We start from the raw sequence: 21,436 nt of genomic DNA on the forward strand, positions 1-21,436 counted from the left end.
AAACGATCACCCCGCCGTCATCCGGTAGATCGGCGCAAGCGTTTCGAACGTTTGCAGCGCTTCCCGGATGAACCGTTCCCCGTCTTCCACAATGGGTGAACCCGCCGGAAAGGTGCGTCCGATCAGCAGCTCCGCTTTCTTGACATCGTGGAACCGCTGGACGGCGTCGCGCCAGCCGGACTCGCCAAGCTCTTGCAGCGTCACGTTCGTTTTCTTCATATGATCGAATGACAGCTGATAGCCGCCGTCTAGCAGCTGAAGCACGTCGTCCGTTTGGTCCAGCAAACGCCGGGCCATCTGCTGCTTGTTCGGCAGTTCGTAAATATAGGCAAGCCAAACGAAAACATGATCGTCGAATAGGCCGATTTGAAAATGCGGATGCTGCTTGTAGCCCCGCTTATCGTGTGCAAACGCCATCCAAGTGTCAACAGGCGCATTGACCGTACGGCGGGCATGCTTGGCAATATGAAGATACAGCTCGGTACCGGCAAAGGCTGACAGGGGCTGGATCAGCTCGGCGGCAATGGCCCGGAATTTCGGTTGAATCCGAGTCCGGATCGCTTCCATGCGCGGCTCCAAGCCGTCGATATGAAAGGAGCCGAAATCTTCGGCGGCAAAACCGGTAAACGGGTCGGATACGGGAACAACTGGAATTGAACTCATAGCGTTAAGGCCTCTCTCTGCATAAAAAATAATGAAATCGCGACACATAGCTAACTATATCAAGAAAATACCCCTCCGCAAAGCGAAGGGGCAGTCCTATCGGATTAGCGGATATCGGAACGGTTGCGTCCGAACAGGCCGGCGAGGCCGACAAGACCGAGCAGACCGAGCCAGCCCCAGTCCGTTGAGTTGTCCGCAGCTGTTGCAGAATAATTTGCCGCCCGGTAACCGTTCGTATTCGTTCCGTTACCTGCGGAGTATGCGTTATAAGCGTTCGTGCCATAAGAATTCGTCCTATAAGTGTTTGCGTTGTTGTTGTTGTTGTTGTTGTTGTTGTTGTTGTTGTTCGTCGAAAAAGTCGTGCCGCGCGACGTAAGAGTTCCGTCCCTGCTGTCCGTATTATTGCTCAAAAAATTGTTGGAATAATCGAATCCCCGTGCGCGGTTCATGTTTGTATCGTTGGCGTCATTGCCGTCGAAAATGTTTTGCACACGGGATACTCCGTTGTTTACCGAACTGCCAATGGCATTCCCGGCGCTGTTTACCGAATTGCCAATGGCATTTCCGGCGTTATTCATCGCATTCCCCATATTATTTAGCGCATTGCCGACGACACCGCCATTATTGCCGCCATTGTTGTCGTTCGTACCCGTACCGTTCGTATTCCGATTCGCCGGAGAATCCGGCGAGCTCGTCGCTCCCGTCGAGAATTCGCTTGTCCCGAACGCCGAGGTTCCGTTGCCGCCATAACCGCTGATGCCCACCGTACCCGGACCGAAGCTGGTGCTTCGCGTCCCCGGAATGTTTTCGCTCACGACAACGGAATGACTCGTCGACGTGCTGCCCGCGGCGGAAGCGCCGGTTCCGCCAGTGCTCCCGCCGGTCTCGGCGAAAGCGGGAACGGCCAGCATAGCGGACACACAAAGCGTCGAAAGACAAGCTGCAACTTTTTTCATTTCGGTCCATCCATCCTCTCGTCTAGTAGATAGGCAATGGTCGCCTTGATCTTAGGTTGCCCCGCCGATTTGACGATATCAAAGCGGATTGTTGCCAGAATAGGTTTGAAGTTGTACACTTAACAGTTAAGAGTGTAACGCAAATTACTAGATGTACATGCCTTAAGGGAGGGTACCGGAAAGTGGAAAAAGCTCGTATGCGCAGTGATATGATCAAGAAAGGCTTCGACCGGGCACCGCACCGCAGCTTGCTGCGTGCGGCCGGCGTTAAAGAAGAGGATTTCGGCAAGCCGTTCATCGCGGTCTGCAACTCTTATATCGATATCGTTCCGGGTCACGTGCATTTGCAGGAATTCGGCAAAATCGTCAAAGAAGCGATTCGCGAAGCCGGAGGCGTGCCGTTCGAGTTCAATACGATCGGCGTTGATGACGGCATTGCGATGGGCCATATCGGCATGCGCTACTCGCTGCCGAGCCGCGAAATCATTGCCGACTCGCTGGAAACGGTCGTCAACGCGCATTGGTTCGACGGCATGGTGTGTATCCCGAACTGCGACAAAATCACTCCCGGAATGATGATGGGTGCGCTGCGCGTCAACATTCCGACCGTATTCGTCAGCGGCGGTCCGATGAAAGCCGGCAAAGACAGCTCCGGCCGCTCGATCTCGCTCTCCTCGGTATTCGAGGGCGTCGGCGCATACCAGGCCGGCAAGATCGACGAGAAGGGACTGCTTGAGCTGGAGCAATACGGCTGTCCGACTTGCGGCTCGTGCTCCGGCATGTTCACGGCAAACTCGATGAACTGTCTGGCTGAAGGTCTCGGCCTCGCGCTGCCGGGCAACGGCACTATTCTCGCCATCTGGGAAGAGCGCAAGGAGTTCGTGAAGCAATCGGCGAAGCAGCTGATGGAGCTGATCAAGCAGGACATCAAGCCGCGGGATATCGTGACGATCGAAGCGATCGACAACGCGTTTGCGCTCGATATGGCGATGGGCGGATCGACGAATACGGTTCTGCACACACTCGCGCTTGCTCATGAAGCGGGCATCGACTATCCGATCGAACGCATCAACGAAATCGCCAAGCGGGTACCGCATCTGGCCAAAATCGCTCCGGCGTCCGATTATCATATCGAGGATGTGCACCATGCGGGCGGCGTCAGCGCGATTCTGAACGAGCTGTTCAAGAAAGAAGGAGCGCTGTTCGGCGACCGGATTACGGTAACGGGCAAGACCCTCCGCGAAAATGTGGCCGGCCACGAAATCAAGAACACGGACGTCATCCGTACGATCGATAACCCGCATTCCGAGCAAGGCGGACTTGCCGTCCTGTTCGGCAATGTCGCACCGGAAGGCAGCATCATCAAAGTCGGTGCCGTAGACAAATCCGTCGGCAGCAAGTTTGTCGGCCAGGCAATCTGCTTCGACTCCCAGGACGACGCGCTGTACGGCATCGCCAACGGCAAAGTGAAGGAAGGCCATGTTGTCATCATCCGCTACGAAGGGCCTAAAGGCGGTCCGGGCATGCCGGAGATGCTCGCTCCGACGTCTCAGATCGTCGGTATGGGTCTCGGCGCCAAAGTAGCACTGATTACCGACGGACGCTTCTCGGGCGCATCCCGCGGCATCTCCATCGGCCACGTTTCTCCGGAAGCTGCAGAGGGCGGACCGATTGCGTTCATCGAAGACGGCGACACGATTGAAATCGATCTTCAGGAGCGCACGATCAACCTGCAGGTGGCGGACGACGTGCTGGCCGCGCGCAAAGCGAACTGGAAAGGCTTCGAGCCGAAAATTACGTCCGGTTACCTTGGCCGCTATTCCAAGCTCGTTACGAACGCCTCCTCGGGCGGCGTTATGAAAATTTAAGCTGATAACCGTCCCTCCTCTCGCTTAAATAGGCGAAGGAGGGATTTTCATGTCGAGCCGTTTCGTCCGTTTATCGGAAGGGGCGGCTTTTGTCATCGATACAAAGTCATGTTCGAAGAAGGAAAATGTTGATTTTTGCCGAATACAGGAAGAGGATGTGATAAGGAAGGAGCCTGACATGAAAAGAAACAAATGGTTATTGACGCTCGGGATGACCGCTGCTTTCAGTGCAGTGTTCACTGCAGGAGCATACGCCGACGACGTTCTGGAGCAGGTGCAAGCATATCTTCGTCCCGATTTTCAAATTATTGTCGATGGCGCGACGGTCGTCTTCGAGGAGCCGCCGCTCATTTATAACGATAAGACATATTTACCTCTCAAGGACCTCGGGCAGTCGCTCGGCGCCCAAGTGATTTGGAAAGGCGAAACGAAATCGATCTACGTAAACAGCCGGCTTATCCCGCAGCAGCAGGAGGAGGAAGAACAAGCTTACGAGCAGGTTGCGATGTCGTGGCCGACGGCAAATTACGTCGATTACTTGGGCGGTACGTATATCCTTCTCCAATTTAGAGGAGCCAAAGAAGCGCTTTACCGTGAATCCGATTTGATCGCGATGGGCGTCGATGTAGGGGGGCTTCGCAAAGTCCAAGACAAATATACGAAGTGGGTATTTGTTCCCCAAAGTGAAGTCGACAAGCGTCTAAAGCAGAAATTTACTGTGAATTATACAATACAAACGAATTACAGCTCCGGTCCGGTAGACGAGAAGGATCCGAAGAAGCTGAAAGCGATTCAGGCTTTTATGAAAGACTGGAGCACCAGTCCAACGAACAACCCGCCGGTGTACACCCAATTTATTGTTGCCGACAAAACGGACGAGCCGGATACCTATCGACTGCTGGGGATGGAAAACGGCCACTTGTACTATTACTTTGTCAATCTGAAAATACTTGATAAGAACAATCCGGACGCCGAATACATTAGAGACTACAAGAAAGAAGATATCCAAGCCGGATACCCCGATGAAAATCCTTACAATACATATGGCCGTTAACATGTAGCCGCTCCCGTTCCTGCCGACAGGCAGGACGGGGGCGATTTGCTTTTGTGGAAAAAATCACGTATTCCGCAGGCCATTCCTGGCAATAAATGTGTCAATAAACCAAGTTGCACAAACATATGAATCATAATAAGATAGAGGTAAGCGGAGGAGTTGTCTAAATATTCATTCAACTAAACGCTTTCATGCTATCGAAACTGAGCTTGACTCCCGAGGAGGGGATAGCCGTGGGTAAAAGTTACGAAGTGGAATATTGCAACCTAGAGCTGCGATTCGATCGCCGGCTAATCCGCAATTTCATCAAGGCGCTCATCCAGGAAGGATATTCGCTCTACTGGAACGAATCCGAGCAGCAGTTTATAATCTCCATCCGGACGGGGCGCAAGCTGATGAAGCTAAGATTTGAAAGAATCGGGGAAAGGTACAAGATTGTCGGCAACTACTCGGTGAAGGATGAGAAGCTGGCCGAAATGATGGAGAAGCTGATCGGCGATACGCGCGGTCATGCGATTGTGAAACGGTTCCGCGATAGGCAAATATTGATTGAAAATATTATGTTCGGCGAAATCATCCGGATGGTGGAAATTTCCGGAATCGAGCACAAGGTGCTGTTCCAACGTGAACCGGTAGTGACGGTCGAGGAGATTATGCAAGCGTTTCGTTCCAAGCGTCCGGACGAACGGATTCCCGTATTGCGCCTGGAATTGGATTATGAGCTGGCGACACTGCATGACGCGCTGCAGAGCGGCGACGAGGAGCTGGCTGCGCACTGTAAGGCAAAGCTGATGGCGCTTAGGCAAGAAATGCTGCAGTTGGAGGTGTGACGTTGAATAGCGCAACGTAACGGGGACGGCGAACGGTGCCGTCCTTTTTCATATTCACGATTGTTCACGTGTGCAAAGTGTGTTACGATGGGATTAAGAGGTGAACCTATGAGCGTTACCATCAAAGACATCGCGAAGCTAGCAGGGGTGTCGCATACGACCGTCTCGAGGGCGATGAACGACAGTCCGCTGATCAATGAGGAAACGAAGCAGCGCATCCGCCACCTCGCCGCCGAGCTAGGATACACGCCCAACTTGTACGCGAAAAGTCTCGTCTCGGACCGCTCGCATCACATCGGACTCTTTTTCTCTACTTTGTATACCGGTACGTCTTCAGGCTTTTTCCACGACGCCGTGCGCGGAGCGAACGAAGTGTTTCGCGAAGGCTATCAGCTTGTGGTCAAAGGGATCGACGATTGCCGATTAAGCGGGTTTCACTCGGTGACGGGAAAGAGCCTCGACGGAATCGTCGTCGTCAGCCAGACGGAGGAGGATGACGATTTTCTCAGGTATGTCCAGCAGAAGGGGATCCCTTATGTGGTCATGAACCGCCAGCTCGAGGAAGGACAATGCATCAACGTCGTCTCCGACGAATCGGACGGCGTACGGTCCATGGTCCGGCATTTGCTTGCGCTTGGTCACCGTTCGATCGGCCTGATCGAGGGAATCCCCGGCTTCAGGTCGACGAAGGTGCGGCGCGAAGGGTATATGACCGAGCTGACGGACGCCGGTGTGCCGATTCGAAGCGAGTATATCGTTTCCGGCGAGTATACGGTGGAAAGCGGCTTCGCCGCCATGCGCCGGCTGCTTCGGAACCGGAATGGGCCGACGGCGGTGTTTTGCGCCAACGACCAGATGGCCCTGGGCGCGCTGAAGGCGATCGCCGAAGCAGGTTTGCGGGTTCCGCAGGATATGACCGTGGCCGGATTTGACGACGATACGTTCGCCGCTTATGTGACTCCTGCGCTGACCACCGTCCGCAGGCCGATGGCCGAGATGAGCCGCATGGCGGCGGAACGGCTGCTCGGTGCGATCGAAGGCAAGGGCGCCGCGCCGGAAACCGTATACGTCCGCACGGAGCTCGTCGTTCGGGATTCCGCCGCACCGCCGGCTGCCCGCCGGGAACTATAACATTAATCATTGTGGGAGGCTTACGTAGATGAGCGTATTACGACAATTACTTGACCCGATTCCGCTGCCGCAAATGGTCCGCATCCGCCAATCGTTTGACGCGACCGAGCTTCAGAACCCGGAGGAGGAGCTGCGCAAGGAGCTGGCCAAGCCCGGCGGCATCGAGCGCATTCGGCCGGGGCAGCGCGTTGCGATTGCCGTCGGTAGCCGGGGCATCGCCAATATCGACAAATTCACGAAGGTGACGGTCGATGCGGTTAAGGCGGCGGGCGGCGTTCCGTTCCTCGTCCCTTGTATGGGCAGCCACGGCGGCGCTACGGCCGAAGGCCAGGCTGAGGTGCTCAAGCATCTCGGCATTTCGGAGCAGACGATGGGAGCGCCGGTGCGCTCGTCCATGGACGTAGTGAAAATCGATGAGCTGCCGAACGGCCTTCCGGTGTACGTGGACCGCATCGCCGCCGAAGAAGCCGACGCGATCATTGTCATTAACCGTGTGAAGCCGCATACGGCGTTCCGCGGCCGGATCGAAAGCGGGATCATGAAGATGATCGCGATCGGGCTCGGCAAGCAGAAGGGCGCCGAAGCCTGCCATCAGCTCGGCTTTAAATATATGGCCGAGAACGTGCCGGAGATGGCGAAGCGGATGCTGGCTAAGCTGCCGATCGTCTTCGGCGTTGCGCTCGTAGAGAACGCCTACGACAAGACGTGCCGCGTCGAAGTGCTGCCTTCCGAGCAAATCGAGGCGAGAGAGGAAGAGCTGCTTGTCGAGGCGAAGGCGCGGCTGCCGAAGCTGCTGTTCGATCAGATCGACGTGCTTGTCATCGATTATATCGGCAAGAATATCAGCGGCGACGGTATGGACCCGAACGTAACGGGACGCTATCCGACACCGTACGCAAGCGGCGGCCCCGACGTCTCGAAGATGGTCGTGCTCGACCTGACGCCGGAATCGAAGGGCAACGTAAACGGAGTCGGTACTGCGGACTTTACGACGCAGACGCTCGCGGACAAGGCCGACTGGCCGGGCACTTATGCGAACGGGCTGACGTCGACGGTGTGCGCCCCGACGAAGCAGGCGACGACGCTGGAGAACGACCTGTACGCAATCAAGGCGGCAGTGAAGACCTGCAACATCCTGGATTATACGACCTGCAGACTCGTTCGCATCCGCGATACGCTGCATCTGGGAGAAATCGAGATTTCCGTGAACCTGCTGGAGGAAGCCCGCCGCCACCCGGATATCGAAATTTTGAGCCCGGCTCCGTATGACCTGACATTCGACGAGAAAGGGAATTTGCCGAAATGACCACGACTTCCGTTGTTATCGCCGTCGATATTGGTACCACCGCTACGAAGACGCTGGCGGTAAGCAGGGACGGGCGCGTTGTGGAATCGCATTCCATCGGCTATCCGCTGCACGCTCCCGCGGCCGACCGGGCGGAGCAAGACCCGGAAGAGCTGTTTGCGGCGGTTGCGGACGGTATTCGTGCCGTTGTCGATAAGCTGAAGCTTCGCCCCGAAGATGTCCTATGCGTAACGTTCAGCTCCGCGATGCACAGCTTAATTGCCGTGGACAAGGAGATGAGGCCGCTTACGCCGTGCATCACCTGGGCGGATAACCGCAGTGCAGCGTATGTCGATATCCTTAAGGAGCGCTACGACGGTCTCGGCATCTACCGCCGCACAGGAACGCCGCTCCATCCGATGTCGCCGCTGCTGAAGCTGATGTGGATGCGGGATCATGAGCCAGAAATCTATAACGGCGCTTATCAATTCCTCGGCATCAAGGAGTTTGTATTCGCCCGCTGCTTCGGACGGACGGTCATCGACCACTCGCTGGCCAGTGCGACCTGCATGTTCAACCTGGAGAAGCTTGAGTGGGATGAAGGCGCGCTGCGGGCGGCGGGCATCGACGCCTCCCGTCTGCCGGAGCCGGTTCCGACGACATACAAGCTGACCGGACTGAGGCCCGAGCTTGCGGCGCGCATGGGACTCGGCGCCGAAACGCCGTTCGTCGTCGGCGCTTCCGACGGCGTCCTGGCCAACCTCGGCGTCGGCGCCCACGAGCCCGGCGTCTACGCAGTGACGATCGGCACGAGCGGCGCCATCCGCGGCGTAGTCGCCGAGCCCCGCACCGACGCCGAAGCCCGGCTGTTCTGCTATGCCCTGCAGGAAGGATACTGGGTTGTAGGCGGACCGATCAACAACGGCGGCATCATGTTCCGCTGGGTGCGCGACGAGCTCGCCACGCTGGAGGCGGAGGAGGCGCGCAAGCTCGGCCAAGATCCGTACGATTATTTGTCCGCGCTGGCCGCCGAAGTGCAGCCGGGCTCCGAAGGCCTGATCTTCCTTGCGCTGATGGCCGGCGAGCGGGCGCCGTATTGGAACCCGAACGCCCGGGGCGTCTTCTTCGGCCTGTCGCTGCAGCACGGCAAGAAGCATATGGTGCGCGCCGTCCTGGAGGGCATCATGTACCGCCTGCATTCGGTAGCCGCAGCGCTGCGGGATAACGGCGCCGACATCCGCGAGATCCGCGCCTCCGGCGGGTTCGCCCGCTCGCCGTTCTTGCTGCAGCTGCTGGCGGATGTGCTTGGCGTACCGGTGACCGTACCGGAGTCGATCGAAGCATCCGGCCTCGGGGCGGCCATGCTGGGTCTTCTTGCCGTCGGCGAAGTGGGCAGTCTTAGCGAGCTGGACGGCTGGGTTGATAGCGGGGGCACCCGTTATGAACCGAATCCGGGCAGCCATGCAACTTATGAAAAATTGACAGCTATTTATGCGAAAGTATATCATCAGTTAGAAGCGCCTTTTTCCGACATCGCCGCGTTCCAGAACGAACAGTCGGCCGAGTGAGCGGAGAAGACGCTGACAACGGATGATAAGCAATCTTTCGCCAAACCTGTATACTAATCATTGGGGAGGAACTTATCATGAATTTGTTTGACTTATCCGGCAAGACCGCCGTCATTATCGGCGGCAATTCGACGCTCGGCGGCACAATGGCTGTCGCGCTTGGCGGACACGGCGCGAAAGTAGCCGTCGTCGGCCGCAATCAGGAAAAGGCCCGCGAGGTGCAGAAGCGCATCGAAGAAGCGGGCGGCGAAGCGCATTGCTTCGAAGCCGACGCTACCAGCGAGAACGATCTGCGGCGCGTTCTCACCGAGGTTCTGGCTTGGTCCGGCAGCGTCGATATTTTGATGAACTGCCCGGGCAAGAACAGTGCGACGCCGTTCTTTGACATCACGATGGAAGAATGGGATTCGATCATGGAAGTGAATTTGAAGAGCGTCGTGTTAGCTTGTCAGGTTTTTGGCAAACATATGGTCGAAGCGGGCAAAGGCGGCTCGATCATCAACATCTCTTCCGTTTCTTCCGATCCGCCGCTGTCGAAGGTGTTCACGTATTCCGCCTCCAAGGCTGCCGTCAACAATGTGACGCAGTTTTTGGCGCGGGAGTTCGCTCCTGCTCGCGTTCGCGTCAACGCGATTATCCCGGGCTTCTTCCCGGCGGAGCAGAACCGCAAGATTTTGTCGCCGGAACGGGTCGAATCGATTATGCGCCACACGCCGATGAATCGTTTTGGCGAAGCCGAAGAGCTGCAGGGCGCGGCCGTATTCCTGGCTTCCGAGAAGGCATCCAGCTTCGTGACCGGCTCCATTGTGCGTGTTGATGGCGGATTTGGCGCCATGACCATATAATTTTTCAAGGAGAAAGGAAGTATCTGGAATCATGTCTAAACAGCAAATCGGCGTTATCGGACTCGCGGTAATGGGGAAAAACCTGGCTCTCAATATCGAAAGCAGAGGGTTCACCGTGTCGGTCTACAACCGTTCTCCGGAGAAGACGAAAGAAATTTTGGAGGAGAATCCGGGCAAGAAGCTGACAGGTACATACAGCGTGGAAGAGTTCGTCGCTTCGCTCGAAACGCCTCGCCGCATTCTGATCATGGTCAAGGCGGGAGCGCCGACCGACGATACGATCGCACAGCTCGTTCCTCACCTCGATCAGGGCGACATTCTGATCGACGGCGGCAACTCGTACTTTCCTGACACGCAGCGCCGTACGAAAGAGCTGGAAGCGAAGGGCATCCGCTTTATCGGCACGGGCGTGTCCGGCGGTGAAGAAGGCGCGCTGAAAGGGCCTTCGATCATGCCGGGCGGCCAGAAATCCGCATACGAGCTTGTAGAGCCGATTCTTACGGCGATTTCCGCGAAAGTAAACGGCGAGCCTTGCTGCACGTATATCGGTCCGGACGGCGCCGGTCATTACGTTAAGATGGTACATAACGGCATCGAATACGGCGACATGCAGCTGATCTGCGAAGCGTACCAGCTTCTCAAAGATGTAGTAGGCGCGGAAACTCCCGAGCTTCATGAAATTTTTGCCGAATGGAACCGCGGTGAGCTGGACAGCTACCTGATCGAAATTACGGCAGACATCTTCACGAAGATCGACGAGGAAACAGGCAAGCCGATGGTCGACGTGATTTTGGATTCGGCCGGACAGAAGGGTACCGGTAAATGGACGAGCCAAAGCTCGCTCGATCTCGGCGTGCCGCTGTCGATTATTACGGAATCGGTATTCTCGCGCTTCCTGTCGGCGATGAAGCAAGAGCGGGTCGCAGCCAGCAAGGTGCTGAAGGGACCCGCACAGAAGCCGTTTGACGGCGATCGTCAGGCGTTCATCGAATCGGTTCGCAAAGCGCTGTTCGCCAGCAAAATTTGCTCTTACGCCCAAGGCTTTGCGCAAATGCGCGCGGCGTCGGACGAGTACGGCTGGAATCTGCAATACGGCGAGATCGCCAAAATTTTCCGCGGCGGCTGCATTATCCGTGCGCAGTTCCTGCAAAATATTACAGATGCATATGCCCGCAATCCGGAGCTGAAGAACCTGCTGCTTGACGAATATTTCCAAGGCGTTGTGGAGTCGTATCAAGCTGCATGGCGCGAAGTCGTGTCGGTTGCGGTCGCCCGCGGCATTCCGGTACCGGCGTTCTCGTCGGCGCTTGCTTACTTTGACAGCTACCGTTCCGAGCGCCTGCCGGCGAACCTGCTCCAGGCACAGCGCGACTACTTTGGTGCGCATACGTTCCAGCGGGTGGACAAGGAAGGAACATTCCACTACCAGTGGATGGACGCTTAATAGCGGGCTTTCCGCAAGGCGGAAGGCGGCAGGTCGATAATGCCGCTTGCGGCTTCGATCAGCCAGGCCCGCAGACGGTCGGCCTCTTGGTCGAACAGATGTCTGCGGTGCACCAGCATCATCGCCATCTCGGCAAAGTAATGATAGCTTTTTAGCAGACGTGGTTGGGAAAGATCCAGCAGCATCGGGTCTTCCTCAGCCACTTTTTTCTTGATGAGCTCGAGAACCCATATGACGTCTTCTTTACAAATGGGGTAGTCCGGCTTGAAGATTTGCTCCAGCTTGTGTCTGGTGTGCTGCGGAATAGGGGCGGGGGTGGCCACTCGAATCATCTCTCCTTCGACATTTCTCCACGTCTTAGCTTTCATGTTTAGACTGGAATTTATTCACAACATACTTATGTTTTTTCCGTGAATGGTATTCATCGAAACGAGCCCTGTGGTATAGTAAAATGTGACAAACTACGGCAACCGTCTTGGATTACAGCGTTAAGCCGCGAAAGAAGGAGAATGCAGGTTGATACGAAGCAACGTAGTTCTCGTCGGATTTATGGGCACAGGCAAATCGACAGTGGGCACATTGGCGGCTGCTCGTCTCGGCTGGTCGTTCGTCGATTCGGATGCTTGGATTGTGCAGAAGTCGGGAATGTCGATACCCGAGCTGTTCGCAGAGCGGGGCGAAGCGGAATTTCGCAGGCTGGAGACGGAGGCGATCCGCGAGCTCTTAAGCGGTAAGGGCTGCGTGCTCGCAACCGGTGGCGGCGCCGTGCTGTCGGCGGAAAACCGCGAGCTGATGAAGGAAGGCGGCTTGGTCGTGGCGCTGACCGCTTCGAAGGAAGCGATCATCGAGCGGGTTCAGGGCGATACGAACCGTCCGCTGCTGCAAGGCGGTGTCGAAGAAAGAGTGACGGCTTTGCTGGAGGCGCGGAAGGGGGCGTACGATTTTGCCGAAGTGAAGATCGATACGGAGCGGCTGTCGCCGGAAGAGGTTGCCGAGCGGATCGTCGCAGCCATTCAAGGGACGAACCGGGAGGTTGAGCAGCTCTAGTCGAGCTGCTCCCATGCGAGCATGCCGCCGGTCATATTGCGCAGGCCTTGGTAGCCTATCGATTGCAAGTATTGCTGGGCGCGGCTGCTGCGGGCTCCGCTGCGGCAAACGAGGATGATTTCGCCGCTTTGCGGAATGTCCGTATGGCGTTCGGCCAATTCAGAGAGCGGAACGTTCTTGACGCCCGGAATGTGAAGCTGCTGCACTTCCTCCGGCTCGCGGACGTCGATCAAATTCAATTTCTCGCCGGCGTCCAGACGCTGCTTGACTTCCTCTGGAGTAATCGTGTCGTTCATGGGAACCGCCTTTCGGTCGAAGGATATGTCGGCCATTCAAGTATGATGGTACCGGACTTCCTGTGAAGTTGCAAGAGGGCAGGAAGTTCGTGCAAGGGAGGAGTTTGACGTTGCAAGGCAAGCTTAACGCGGCAGGCGGGGCGGCGCTCGTCTTCTTCAAGCTCGGTACGCTCGCATTCGGCGGGCCTGCCGCTGGGCGGGAGTCTAAAAGCTTATGCCATACTCATTAAGCCGCATTCTGGCCGTCGGCGCAGGCGGCATCGTTGGATCTATAGCCCGGTTCGGCCTGTCGCTGCTGTGGAATCCCGTAACGGCACAAGGCTTCCCTTGGGGTACGCTGGCTTGCAATTTGGCGGGGTGTTTGCTGCTCGGATACACCGCTTCAGCCGTCGGAGCCCGGCTGCCTGCGGCGGTGCAGCTCGGAATAACCGCCGGCTTGATCGGCACCTTTACGACATTGTCGACTTTCAGCCTGGAGATGGTCCAGCTGCTGCAGGCAGGCCATGCTGGGACGGCCGCGGCTTATGCCGCTCTAAGCGGCATCGGAGGTCTCGCTCTTGCCCGGCTTGGCGAGGCACTTGGGGGCTATGAAAAATGATGACACTTTCGAAGCTGCTTCTCGTAGCCGCCGGCGGATTTGTAGGAGCAACGGCCCGTTACTTGCTGTCGACATTCGTGTCGACAAGGTTCCCAACCATGCTCCCTTATGGTACACTGACAATAAATGCAATCGGTTCTTTTTTGATCGGGATCGTAGCGGGACATGCGGCTCCGGAATCGGTACGGCTGATCATTGCCGTCGGTTTTATGGGCGCGTTCACTACGTTTTCCACGTTCAATTTGGAAAGCGTTCGACTTGCCCGGCGGAAGGCTTGGGCACATTTTGCCGCTTATATCGCTTTAACGTACATACTTGGGATTTTGTTTGCCTTTATCGGCCTTTATTATGTTTAGGAGGTTACCTAATCGTGCGAGCCATTGTCCGCCCTACCCCGAATCTGCAAGGAGAAATCCAAGCTCTTTCCTCGAAAAATTATACGACCCGCTATTTGCTTATCGGAGCGTTGGCCGAAGGAACGAGCACCGTCTACTATCCCGCTCACAGCGAAGACAGCGATGCAATGCGGCGCTGCATTCGGGATCTGGGCGCGGTCGTTGAAGAAGACGAGGAGAAAATGACGATTCAAGGCTTCGGCCGTCATCCGAAGCACGTTTCCGAGCTGAATGTCGGCAACGCAGGAGCGGTGCTCCGCTTTCTGATGTCGGTTGCGGCGTTTTGCCCGGAGCTGACGTTTGTGAATACGTATCCGGATTCGCTCGGCAAGCGGCCGCACGACGATTTGATTGCGGCGCTGGAGCAAATGAACGTTCGCGTCGACCACCAAGGCGGCAAGCTGCCGATTACGATCTACGGCGGGGAGCCGAAGGGCGGCCGCATCGAAGTGTCGGGCAACGTATCGTCGCAATTCCTGAGCTCGCTGCTTTTCATGACGCCGCTCCTGAACGAAGACAGCGAGATCGTCGTTCTGCACGATTTGAAATCGAAGGTCATCGTCGGACAGACGCTGGAGGTTATCGAGCAAGCAGGCGTGAAGATCGAAGCTTCCGAAGATTTGATGCATTACCGCATCCCGGGCGGGCAACGCTATGAGGCGAAGAAATACGTCGTGCAGGGCGATTATCCGGGCTCCGCAGCGATTTTGGCGGCGGCTGCGGTTACGAACTCCGATGTGCTGGTGCACCGGCTCGAAGAGAACAGCCGGCAGGGCGAGCGTGCCGTTGTCGACGTATTGAAGGCGATGGGCGTTAACCTGACTCACGAAAATGGCACCGTACACGTTCGCGGCAACCAGAAGCTGAAGGCAGGCGAATTCGACGGCGACCATTTCACCGACGCTGTATTGGCGATGGTGGCGGCAGCCGTGTTCGCCGAAGGCACTTCGCGCTTCTACAACGTCGAAAATTTGCGGTATAAGGAATGCGACCGGATTACCGATTTCTTGAACGAGCTTCGCAAAGCGGGAGCTGACGTTGAAGAGCGGCAGAGCGAGATTATCGTGCACGGACGTCCGGAAGGCGTCGAAGGCGGAGTCGAAATCGATTCGCATATCGACCACCGCGTCATTATGGCGTTGACGGTTGTGGGACTGCGTTCCCGCCAAGGTCTGACGATTCGTGATGCACATCACGTCGCTAAGTCTTACCCTCACTATTTTGATCATCTTCGAGCTCTCGGCGCCCAGGTGGAACTGGTTCGCGAGTAGCATACATTCTGAAACGGGTGACTGGGTATGCTGATTTTGTGGCAAGGCATCAAGGTGACAATAGGCTTTTTGACCGTTGTTGTGTTGACGCTGTCGAGCGGGTTGTTTACCGTGCTGCTTTACGACAAATACATCGGCAACGAATCGGCTTCGATCGCCGAGGCTGCTCCGGCTGTAACGGTTGACCTAGGGGCCGCTCCGCAGTCTGCCGTGCCGGCCGCTGCGCCTGTTGCTGCAGAGACGAAGGCGGCGTCCGCCATGCTTGAGGCCCCGGCGATCAAGCAGTATCCGGAGCTGCCTACTGGCTGCGAGGTAACCAGCCTAACGATGCTGCTGCAGTATGCCGGCATATCCAAGAACAAGCTGGAGCTGGCTGCCGAGCTGCCGAAAGACGGAACGGCAATGCAGACCGATTCGAAAGGCAATATTGTATATTGGGGCAATCCGAATGTCGGTTTTGTCGGGGACGTTACCGGCAAGACCGGCAGGGGCTTCGGCATTTACCACGCGGGGCTTTTTCCGCTTCTGAAGAAGTATTTGCCCGGTGCAGTCGACTTGACGGGCAAATCGTTTGACGCCCTGGAGCAGCAAGTAGCGGCGGGCTATCCGGTTGTCGTTTGGAATACGGTTGATTATAACCAGCCGACCCGCTGGATGATATGGGATACGGCCATCGGCCCGATTCGGACGACGTTTGCCGAGCACGCTGTGCTGCTCGTTGGCTACGACGCTGAGAACGTCTATGTGAACGATCCGATATCCGGCGCAAAAGCGCAGCGCATCAACAAGGCGCAATTCATCGAGGTATGGAAAACAATGGGGAAGCAGGCGCTGTCCTATACGAACACTTAAGGAGGGGATGTCCGGTGGCCTTCGAAAATCCTTCGCGCGAGCGAATCAAGGAAATCTTGGAATCGGCCCGCAATATCGCGGTTGTCGGCTTGTCCGACAACCCGGAGAAAACATCGCATATGGTCGCTGCAGCGATGCAGAATCGGGGGTACCGGGTCATCCCGGTGAACCCGAACGCCGAAACGATACTCGGGGAGAAGAGCTACCCGACGTTAGCGGACATACCGGAGCCGGTTGACATCGTCAACGTCTTCCGCCGCAGCGAGCACACTCCCGAGGTAGCCCGCGACGCCGCCCAAATCAAGGCGAAAGTACTGTGGCTTCAGCTTGGGATCGCATCCGATGAAGCCGCATCGATCGCCCGGGAAGGCGGCCTTGAAGTGATCATGGACCGCTGCATCAAGGTCGAAGACGCTGTGCTGAGACCGAACCGCTCCTAATCTCCCTCGCCCGCCTGTATCCGGTTCTACCGCTGCAGGTGGGCGTTTTTTTGTATCAGAGTTTAAGCTCAAGTTTTTCGGGTTTAAGATTTTCCGTCTAAAGACTTTAGAATGTCGCCGAGCCCAAGGGGCGTGGACGGAGCAAGGAGATGGGGCGAAGAGCGTAAGCGTGCGCCTTTGAACTTGTGTTACGAAGAGCGTAAGCGTGCGCCTTTGAACTTGTGTTATTTCATGCAGGGAACACGAGTTTACGAAGCCGCAGCCCTCATATTTCAATTCGCAGTCCACTCCCGGCCTCAGGCCGACAGCTCCATTCACAAGTCTCGAGAAATCGGGACTTTTTTTTTCTAAAATTTACACATAAAAAAATAAATCCTGTTCACACTAATAAAGGCTTCAGGGAGAACCGGATACAGGCATCCTAATGAAGACCTTTGAACCTCGAAAATAGAAGGGAGAACATCCATGTACAACCAACAGTTCGGCAGCAACATCGGTTCCCAGTACCAAGGTTTCCAGCGCCAATATCAGCCGGTCGGTCAAGTACAATCGTTCTACGGTCAGTCTCAAGGCCAACAGCAGCAGTACGGCAGCTACCCTTCCTCGGATAGCTACCACACGGCTAATTACCGCGGCAACCAACTGGGCCATGACGCCGGCCTGCGCGGCGACTCCTTCACACCTGCGCAACAGCAGCAATTCGGCGGTCAAACGGCAACGAACTACGGCAGCTTCGCTTACGGCGTACGCGGCAACGAGCAAGCGTACACAGGTCAAAACAACGTGCAATCCCAATTCGGCTTCAACAGCCCGTTTGGCACGCAATCCCGTTCCTTCGGCCAAATCGGCACATCCTTCAACCAAGGTACTGCTATTAACCAAGCTTCTTCTTTTGGCCAGCAATACGGCAGCTATCCTTCTTCGGAGAGCTATCACACGGCCAACTACCGCGGTAACCAGCTCGGCCATGACGCTGGCCTGCGCGGCGACTCCTTCACGCCTGCACAGCAGCAGCAATTCGGCGGCCAAAGCAATGTGAACTACGGCTCCTTCGCTTACGGCGTGCGCGGCAACGAGCAAGCTTACAGCGGTCAAAACAACGTTCAATCCCAGTTCGGCTTCAACAACGCATTCTAATAATTGGCAATAACTGCCTGGCGGGTCTTCGGACCCGCTTTTTCTTTTTGACAAAATCGCTTCTAATCGATACCATCGTAAGTAATAGAGGAGGTCGGCTGACTTGAACTGGATGGGCAATTTGCAGCAGCTGGGTCGATCGCTCATGATCCCCACCATCGCGCTGCCGGTTGCAGCGATTTTGCTGCGTCTTGCGGACTTGCCTTGGGATGCGATAAACGCCGGACCGCTCGGTGAAGTGCTGTATTTGGCGGGCATGAGCATTTTTCATTATTTACCGGTTATTTTCGCCGTCGGGGTTGCACTGGGCCTGGCGGATAACGCCGGAATTTCGGCCTTGTCGGCCTTGCTCGGCTATGTCTTGCTGACAGGCATAACACAGCATTATTTGGGGGATACGTTCCAGCTTGGGGTATCCGGCGGGATCCTGATCGGACTGATCGCGGCGATTCTGTACAACCGTTTGAAAGAGGTGCAGCTGCCGGAATACATTCAGTTTTTTGGCGGGCCTCGTATCGTGCCATTATTTATGGGCGCTGCAACCATTGTTGTTTCCTATTTGTTTGTGCTTATCGGCCCCGGACTGCAGACAGTAATGGAGCGGCTCAGCACCTTTTTGCTTGGGCTCGGACCTGTCGGTGTAACGATTTACGGCATTATTTACCGGCTGCTCGTACCAAGCGGCCTGCACCACATTATCAACAATTTTTTCTGGTTCCAAGTCGGAGAGTACAAGTCTCCGGACGGTCATTTGGTTCACGGCGATTTGCCGCGCTTTTTTGCGGGCGACCCGACTGCAGGTATCTATATGGCGGGGTTGTACCCGATCATGATGTTCGCACTGCCGGCGATCGCGCTCGCCATCATTCAGGAAGCGCGCGAGGATCTGAAGCCGAGCATTCGCGCGACGTTCATGACGGCCGCACTGGCATCGTTCCTGACCGGCGTGCACGAGCCGATCGAATTCGCTTTCCTGTTCGTGGCTCCGTATTTGTTCATCATTCACGCCTTGCTGTCGGGTCTTGCGATGGGCATCGCCTACATGCTGGATATTCATCATGGATTTTCGTACTCGGCCGGATTTATCGATTATGTGATCAACTTCCACCTCTCCCATAACGGAATCTTGATCCTGCCGATCGGAATTCTGTTCGGGCTGCTGTATTACTTGTTATTCCGGTGGGCGATCCGCCGCTTCCGCATTCCGACGCCGGGCCGTGAAGAAGGCTCGCCGCTCGAGGAGTGGGCAGGCAGTATTCCGTACCGCTCGCCTCTCATTTTGCAGGCGTTGGGAGGAAAGTCGAATATCAAGAAGCTCGAGGCGTGCATAACGAGGCTTCGTCTAACGCTGGTGAACGACAAGCTGGTCGATATTGCGGCGCTACGCCACCTGGGTGCAGCGGGAGTCATTCGTTTGGGCGCAGGAAACGTACAGGTTGTGTTCGGCACATATTCGGAACTGATCCGCGAAGAAATTATGAAGGCCATTACGAAGGATGTCCAGCTCGTGTCGTTCAATGCGCCGATGCAGGGACGAATGATCCCGATCGAGGAAGTGCCGGATCAAATTTTTGCAAAGAAGCTTGTCGGCGGCGGAGTTGCCTTTTATCCGGAACGCGGTGAGCTCGTCTCTCCCGTAGCCGGGCGCATCATGCATATATATCCGACGCATCATGCGCTGGGCATCGAGACCGAGCAAGGACTCGAGGTGCTGCTCCACATCGGCATCGACACATCGAATTTGCCCGGCAAGCCGTTCACGGCCGTTGTTAAGGAAGGCGACCGCGTCGAGCCTGGTCAGCTGCTGGTAAGGTTCAACTACAGCAAGGTGAAGAAGCTCGCCACTTCTCTAGCCACACCTATGGTCATCACGAATTCAGATAAAGTACGTTCCTGGAGCTTCGCGCCGTTCAAAACCGTAAAGCGCGGCCAAGCATCCGTCATGTCGGTCGTACTGAAATCGGAGCAAACGGCAAAGGGGAGTGCACATGATTAAAGGGATAGGAGCATCTCCGGGCATCGCGATCGGCAAAGCGTTCGTCGTTCCTGCATGGGAGTGGGATTTTCCGGATAAAGCGATCGATGTGACGGATTTGGCATACGAATTCGAAAGACTGTACGAAGGTATTCGTTCTTCGAAGGACGAGCTGGAATATATTAAGCAGGAATTCAAAGAAGTCGTCGGGCAGGAACAATCGACGATCTTCGATGCGCACTTGGCCATTCTGGAAGACCCGATCTTCATGAACGAAATTCAGGGGATCATCGAGCGCCAATACAAAGCGGCTGAAGTTGCGGTGAAGGAAGTCATCGACAAGTTCGTCGGCATGTTCGATCATATCGACGATGAATACATGAAGGAACGGGCGCTCGATATTCGAGACGTCGGCAATCGGCTGCTGAAGCATTTGCTTGGAGATATGGAGGAGGAAGCCATACCGCCGACCGATCATCCGTACATTTTGGTCGCAAAGGAGCTTGCCCCGTCCCAGCTCGCCCAGCTCGACCCGTCGAAGGTGCTCGGTATTGCCACAATGCTCGGGGGAAAGACGTCACACACGGCGATTATGGCCCGAGCGATGGCGCTGCCGCTCGTACTCGGCATGGAAGGAAAGCTGATCAAGCCGATTCAGAACGGAGATTTGCTGATTGTCGACGGTGTAGAGGGCATGGTGTATGTGAATCCGGAGCCGGCTATCGTCGAGCGGTACCGGGCCAAGAAGGAAGCGCTGCTCAAGCAGAAGGAGCGGCTGCAGCAAATTGCGGACATCGCACCGGTGACGGTCGATCAGAAGCTTGTAAGGCTGGCGGCGAATATTAATACGGAGAAGGAAGTCGAACACGCGCTGCGCAGCGGAGCTCTCGGGGTCGGCCTGTTTCGCACCGAATTTTTGTACATGGACCGCGACAGCGCGCCGTCTGAGGAGGAACAGTTCGATGTTTACCGACGAGTGGCGGAGAAGCTGGGCGGCAAACCGCTGATCATTCGTACGCTCGACATCGGCGGAGACAAGAGGCTCGATTATATGGCGCTGGCCAAAGAAGATAACCCGTTCCTCGGGTATCGGGCCATTCGCATTTCGCTTGACCGGACGGAGCTGTTCCGCACGCAGCTGCGAGCCGTACTGAGAGCCAGCCATTACGGCAATATCAAGATGATGTATCCGATGATCGCTTCTCTGGAAGAGGTGCGTGCCGCGAATGCGCATCTGGACTCGGTGAAGCGGGAGCTGACCGCTGAAGGGATTCCCTACAATGCCGCGATGGAGGTCGGGATCACGATTGAAGTTCCGGCGGCCGTTATGATTGCGGATGCTTTGGCGAAAGAGGCGGCCTTCTTCTCGATCGGGACGAACGATCTCGTCCAGTATGTGCTTGCAGTCGATCGGATGAACGAAACGATTGCCCATTTGTATGAGCCGTTCCATCCGGCTGTACTGCGGCTGCTCAACATGACGGTGGAGGCCGCGAAAAACGCCGGTATTCCCGTCGCCGTCTGCGGGGAGCTCGCCGGCGACGTCAAGGCGCTTCCAATTTGGCTTGGCCTTGGCATTGAGGAGCTGAGCATTTCGGTGCAGTCCATCCTTCAGGTTAAGGACAGGCTGCTGCAAAGCGATCAAGCGGAGTGCCGGAAGCTGCTCGAGGAGCTGCTCAAGCTGCCGACCGCTAAAGAAATTCATGAACGGCTAAGCGAAGCGGAAAGGCAGTATTCGGTGTCGGCATCGAGCTGCCGTGACTGAATGCTGCACATATTTT

At 56.2% G+C, this 21,436-nt stretch carries 21 protein-coding genes; 17 read left to right on the forward strand and 4 right to left on the reverse strand.

Annotation, left to right across the window (positions count from 1 at the left end):
* Positions 1-6: 6 nt before the first annotated feature.
* Both ACFFK0_RS11960 and ACFFK0_RS11965 read right to left on the reverse strand, forming a co-directional pair.
* On the reverse strand, positions 7-663 hold the full coding sequence (locus ACFFK0_RS11960; protein WP_377470421.1) for a DUF1054 domain-containing protein: 657 nt from the start codon (positions 661-663) through the stop codon (positions 7-9).
* Positions 664-767: 104 nt separating this feature from the next.
* On the reverse strand, positions 768-1,619 hold the full coding sequence (locus ACFFK0_RS11965; protein ID WP_377470422.1) for a WGxxGxxG-CTERM domain-containing protein: 852 nt from the start codon (positions 1,617-1,619) through the stop codon (positions 768-770).
* Between the two features lie 197 nt (positions 1,620-1,816).
* Here ACFFK0_RS11965 and ilvD point away from each other — a divergent pair, with 197 nt between their 5' ends.
* The 8 genes from ilvD (at position 1,817) to gnd (ending at position 11,644) form a co-directional block, all read left to right on the forward strand.
* On the forward strand, positions 1,817-3,487 hold the full coding sequence (ilvD, locus tag ACFFK0_RS11970) for a dihydroxy-acid dehydratase (RefSeq protein ID WP_377470484.1): 1,671 nt from the start codon (positions 1,817-1,819) through the stop codon (positions 3,485-3,487).
* Positions 3,488-3,665: 178 nt separating this feature from the next.
* Positions 3,666-4,541, forward strand: coding sequence for a stalk domain-containing protein (locus ACFFK0_RS11975; protein WP_377470423.1), 876 nt, complete (start codon positions 3,666-3,668; stop codon positions 4,539-4,541).
* Between the two features lie 233 nt (positions 4,542-4,774).
* A complete protein-coding gene (locus ACFFK0_RS11980; protein ID WP_377470424.1) occupies positions 4,775-5,371 on the forward strand; it encodes a YkzI domain-containing protein in 597 nt (198 codons plus the stop codon).
* A 108-nt stretch (positions 5,372-5,479) separates the two neighbouring features.
* Positions 5,480-6,502, forward strand: coding sequence for a LacI family DNA-binding transcriptional regulator (locus ACFFK0_RS11985; protein WP_377470425.1), 1,023 nt, complete (start codon positions 5,480-5,482; stop codon positions 6,500-6,502).
* 28 nt (positions 6,503-6,530) lie between these two features.
* Positions 6,531-7,808: a nickel pincer cofactor-dependent isomerase, group 22 gene (locus ACFFK0_RS11990; protein WP_377470426.1), complete on the forward strand. Its 1,278-nt coding sequence runs from the start codon at positions 6,531-6,533 to the stop codon at positions 7,806-7,808.
* A complete protein-coding gene (locus tag ACFFK0_RS11995) occupies positions 7,805-9,355 on the forward strand; it encodes a gluconokinase (RefSeq protein ID WP_377470427.1) in 1,551 nt (516 codons plus the stop codon). Before ACFFK0_RS11990 ends, ACFFK0_RS11995 begins: the two co-directional genes overlap by 4 nt.
* Positions 9,356-9,432: 77 nt before the next feature.
* A complete protein-coding gene (locus ACFFK0_RS12000; RefSeq protein WP_377470428.1) occupies positions 9,433-10,200 on the forward strand; it encodes an SDR family oxidoreductase in 768 nt (255 codons plus the stop codon).
* A gap of 31 nt (positions 10,201-10,231) precedes the next feature.
* The gene (gene gnd, locus ACFFK0_RS12005; RefSeq protein ID WP_377470429.1) at positions 10,232-11,644 is read left to right on the forward strand and encodes an NADP-dependent phosphogluconate dehydrogenase; all 1,413 of its coding nucleotides are present in this window, start codon (positions 10,232-10,234) and stop codon (positions 11,642-11,644) included.
* Here gnd and ACFFK0_RS12010 read toward each other — a convergent pair.
* Complete coding sequence (locus tag ACFFK0_RS12010; RefSeq protein ID WP_377470431.1) at positions 11,641-11,967, reverse strand: hypothetical protein; 327 nt, start codon at positions 11,965-11,967, stop codon at positions 11,641-11,643. The two genes, gnd and ACFFK0_RS12010, sit on opposite strands and share 4 nt — an antisense overlap.
* Positions 11,968-12,160: 193 nt before the next feature.
* Here ACFFK0_RS12010 and ACFFK0_RS12015 point away from each other — a divergent pair, with 193 nt between their 5' ends.
* Complete coding sequence (locus ACFFK0_RS12015) at positions 12,161-12,691, forward strand: shikimate kinase (RefSeq protein WP_377470432.1); 531 nt, start codon at positions 12,161-12,163, stop codon at positions 12,689-12,691.
* On the opposite strand, the gene ACFFK0_RS12020 is transcribed toward ACFFK0_RS12015, so the two are convergent.
* Positions 12,688-12,987, reverse strand: a complete 300-nt coding sequence (locus ACFFK0_RS12020; protein ID WP_377470434.1) for a rhodanese-like domain-containing protein — start codon at positions 12,985-12,987, stop codon at positions 12,688-12,690. The two genes, ACFFK0_RS12015 and ACFFK0_RS12020, sit on opposite strands and share 4 nt — an antisense overlap.
* A gap of 214 nt (positions 12,988-13,201) precedes the next feature.
* Between ACFFK0_RS12020 and ACFFK0_RS12025 the strand changes: the two genes are divergently transcribed.
* The 8 genes from ACFFK0_RS12025 to ptsP all read left to right on the forward strand — a co-directional run bounded on the left by ACFFK0_RS12025 (position 13,202) and on the right by ptsP (position 21,420).
* A complete protein-coding gene (locus tag ACFFK0_RS12025) occupies positions 13,202-13,585 on the forward strand; it encodes a fluoride efflux transporter FluC (RefSeq protein ID WP_377470435.1) in 384 nt (127 codons plus the stop codon).
* Complete coding sequence (gene crcB / locus ACFFK0_RS12030) at positions 13,582-13,941, forward strand: fluoride efflux transporter CrcB (RefSeq protein WP_377470436.1); 360 nt, start codon at positions 13,582-13,584, stop codon at positions 13,939-13,941. Before ACFFK0_RS12025 ends, crcB begins: the two co-directional genes overlap by 4 nt.
* Positions 13,942-13,955: 14 nt before the next feature.
* The gene (gene aroA / locus ACFFK0_RS12035) at positions 13,956-15,251 is read left to right on the forward strand and encodes a 3-phosphoshikimate 1-carboxyvinyltransferase (RefSeq protein WP_377470437.1); all 1,296 of its coding nucleotides are present in this window, start codon (positions 13,956-13,958) and stop codon (positions 15,249-15,251) included.
* 27 nt (positions 15,252-15,278) lie between these two features.
* Positions 15,279-16,103, forward strand: coding sequence for a C39 family peptidase (locus tag ACFFK0_RS12040; protein WP_377470438.1), 825 nt, complete (start codon positions 15,279-15,281; stop codon positions 16,101-16,103).
* A 14-nt stretch (positions 16,104-16,117) separates the two neighbouring features.
* On the forward strand, positions 16,118-16,543 hold the full coding sequence (locus tag ACFFK0_RS12045; protein ID WP_377470439.1) for a CoA-binding protein: 426 nt from the start codon (positions 16,118-16,120) through the stop codon (positions 16,541-16,543).
* 465 nt (positions 16,544-17,008) lie between these two features.
* Positions 17,009-17,680, forward strand: coding sequence for a hypothetical protein (locus ACFFK0_RS12050; protein ID WP_377470440.1), 672 nt, complete (start codon positions 17,009-17,011; stop codon positions 17,678-17,680).
* 103 nt (positions 17,681-17,783) lie between these two features.
* Positions 17,784-19,676 (forward strand): glucose PTS transporter subunit IIA, encoded by a 1,893-nt coding sequence (locus ACFFK0_RS12055; RefSeq protein ID WP_377470441.1) that lies wholly within the window; start codon positions 17,784-17,786, stop codon positions 19,674-19,676.
* A complete protein-coding gene (ptsP, locus tag ACFFK0_RS12060) occupies positions 19,669-21,420 on the forward strand; it encodes a phosphoenolpyruvate--protein phosphotransferase (protein WP_377470442.1) in 1,752 nt (583 codons plus the stop codon). The genes ACFFK0_RS12055 and ptsP overlap by 8 nt, the downstream gene beginning before the upstream one ends.
* Positions 21,421-21,436: the final 16 nt, after the last annotated feature.

Source organism: Paenibacillus chartarius (assembly GCF_042432825.1).
Classification (GTDB): Bacteria; Bacillota; Bacilli; order Paenibacillales; family NBRC-103111; genus Gordoniibacillus; species Gordoniibacillus chartarius.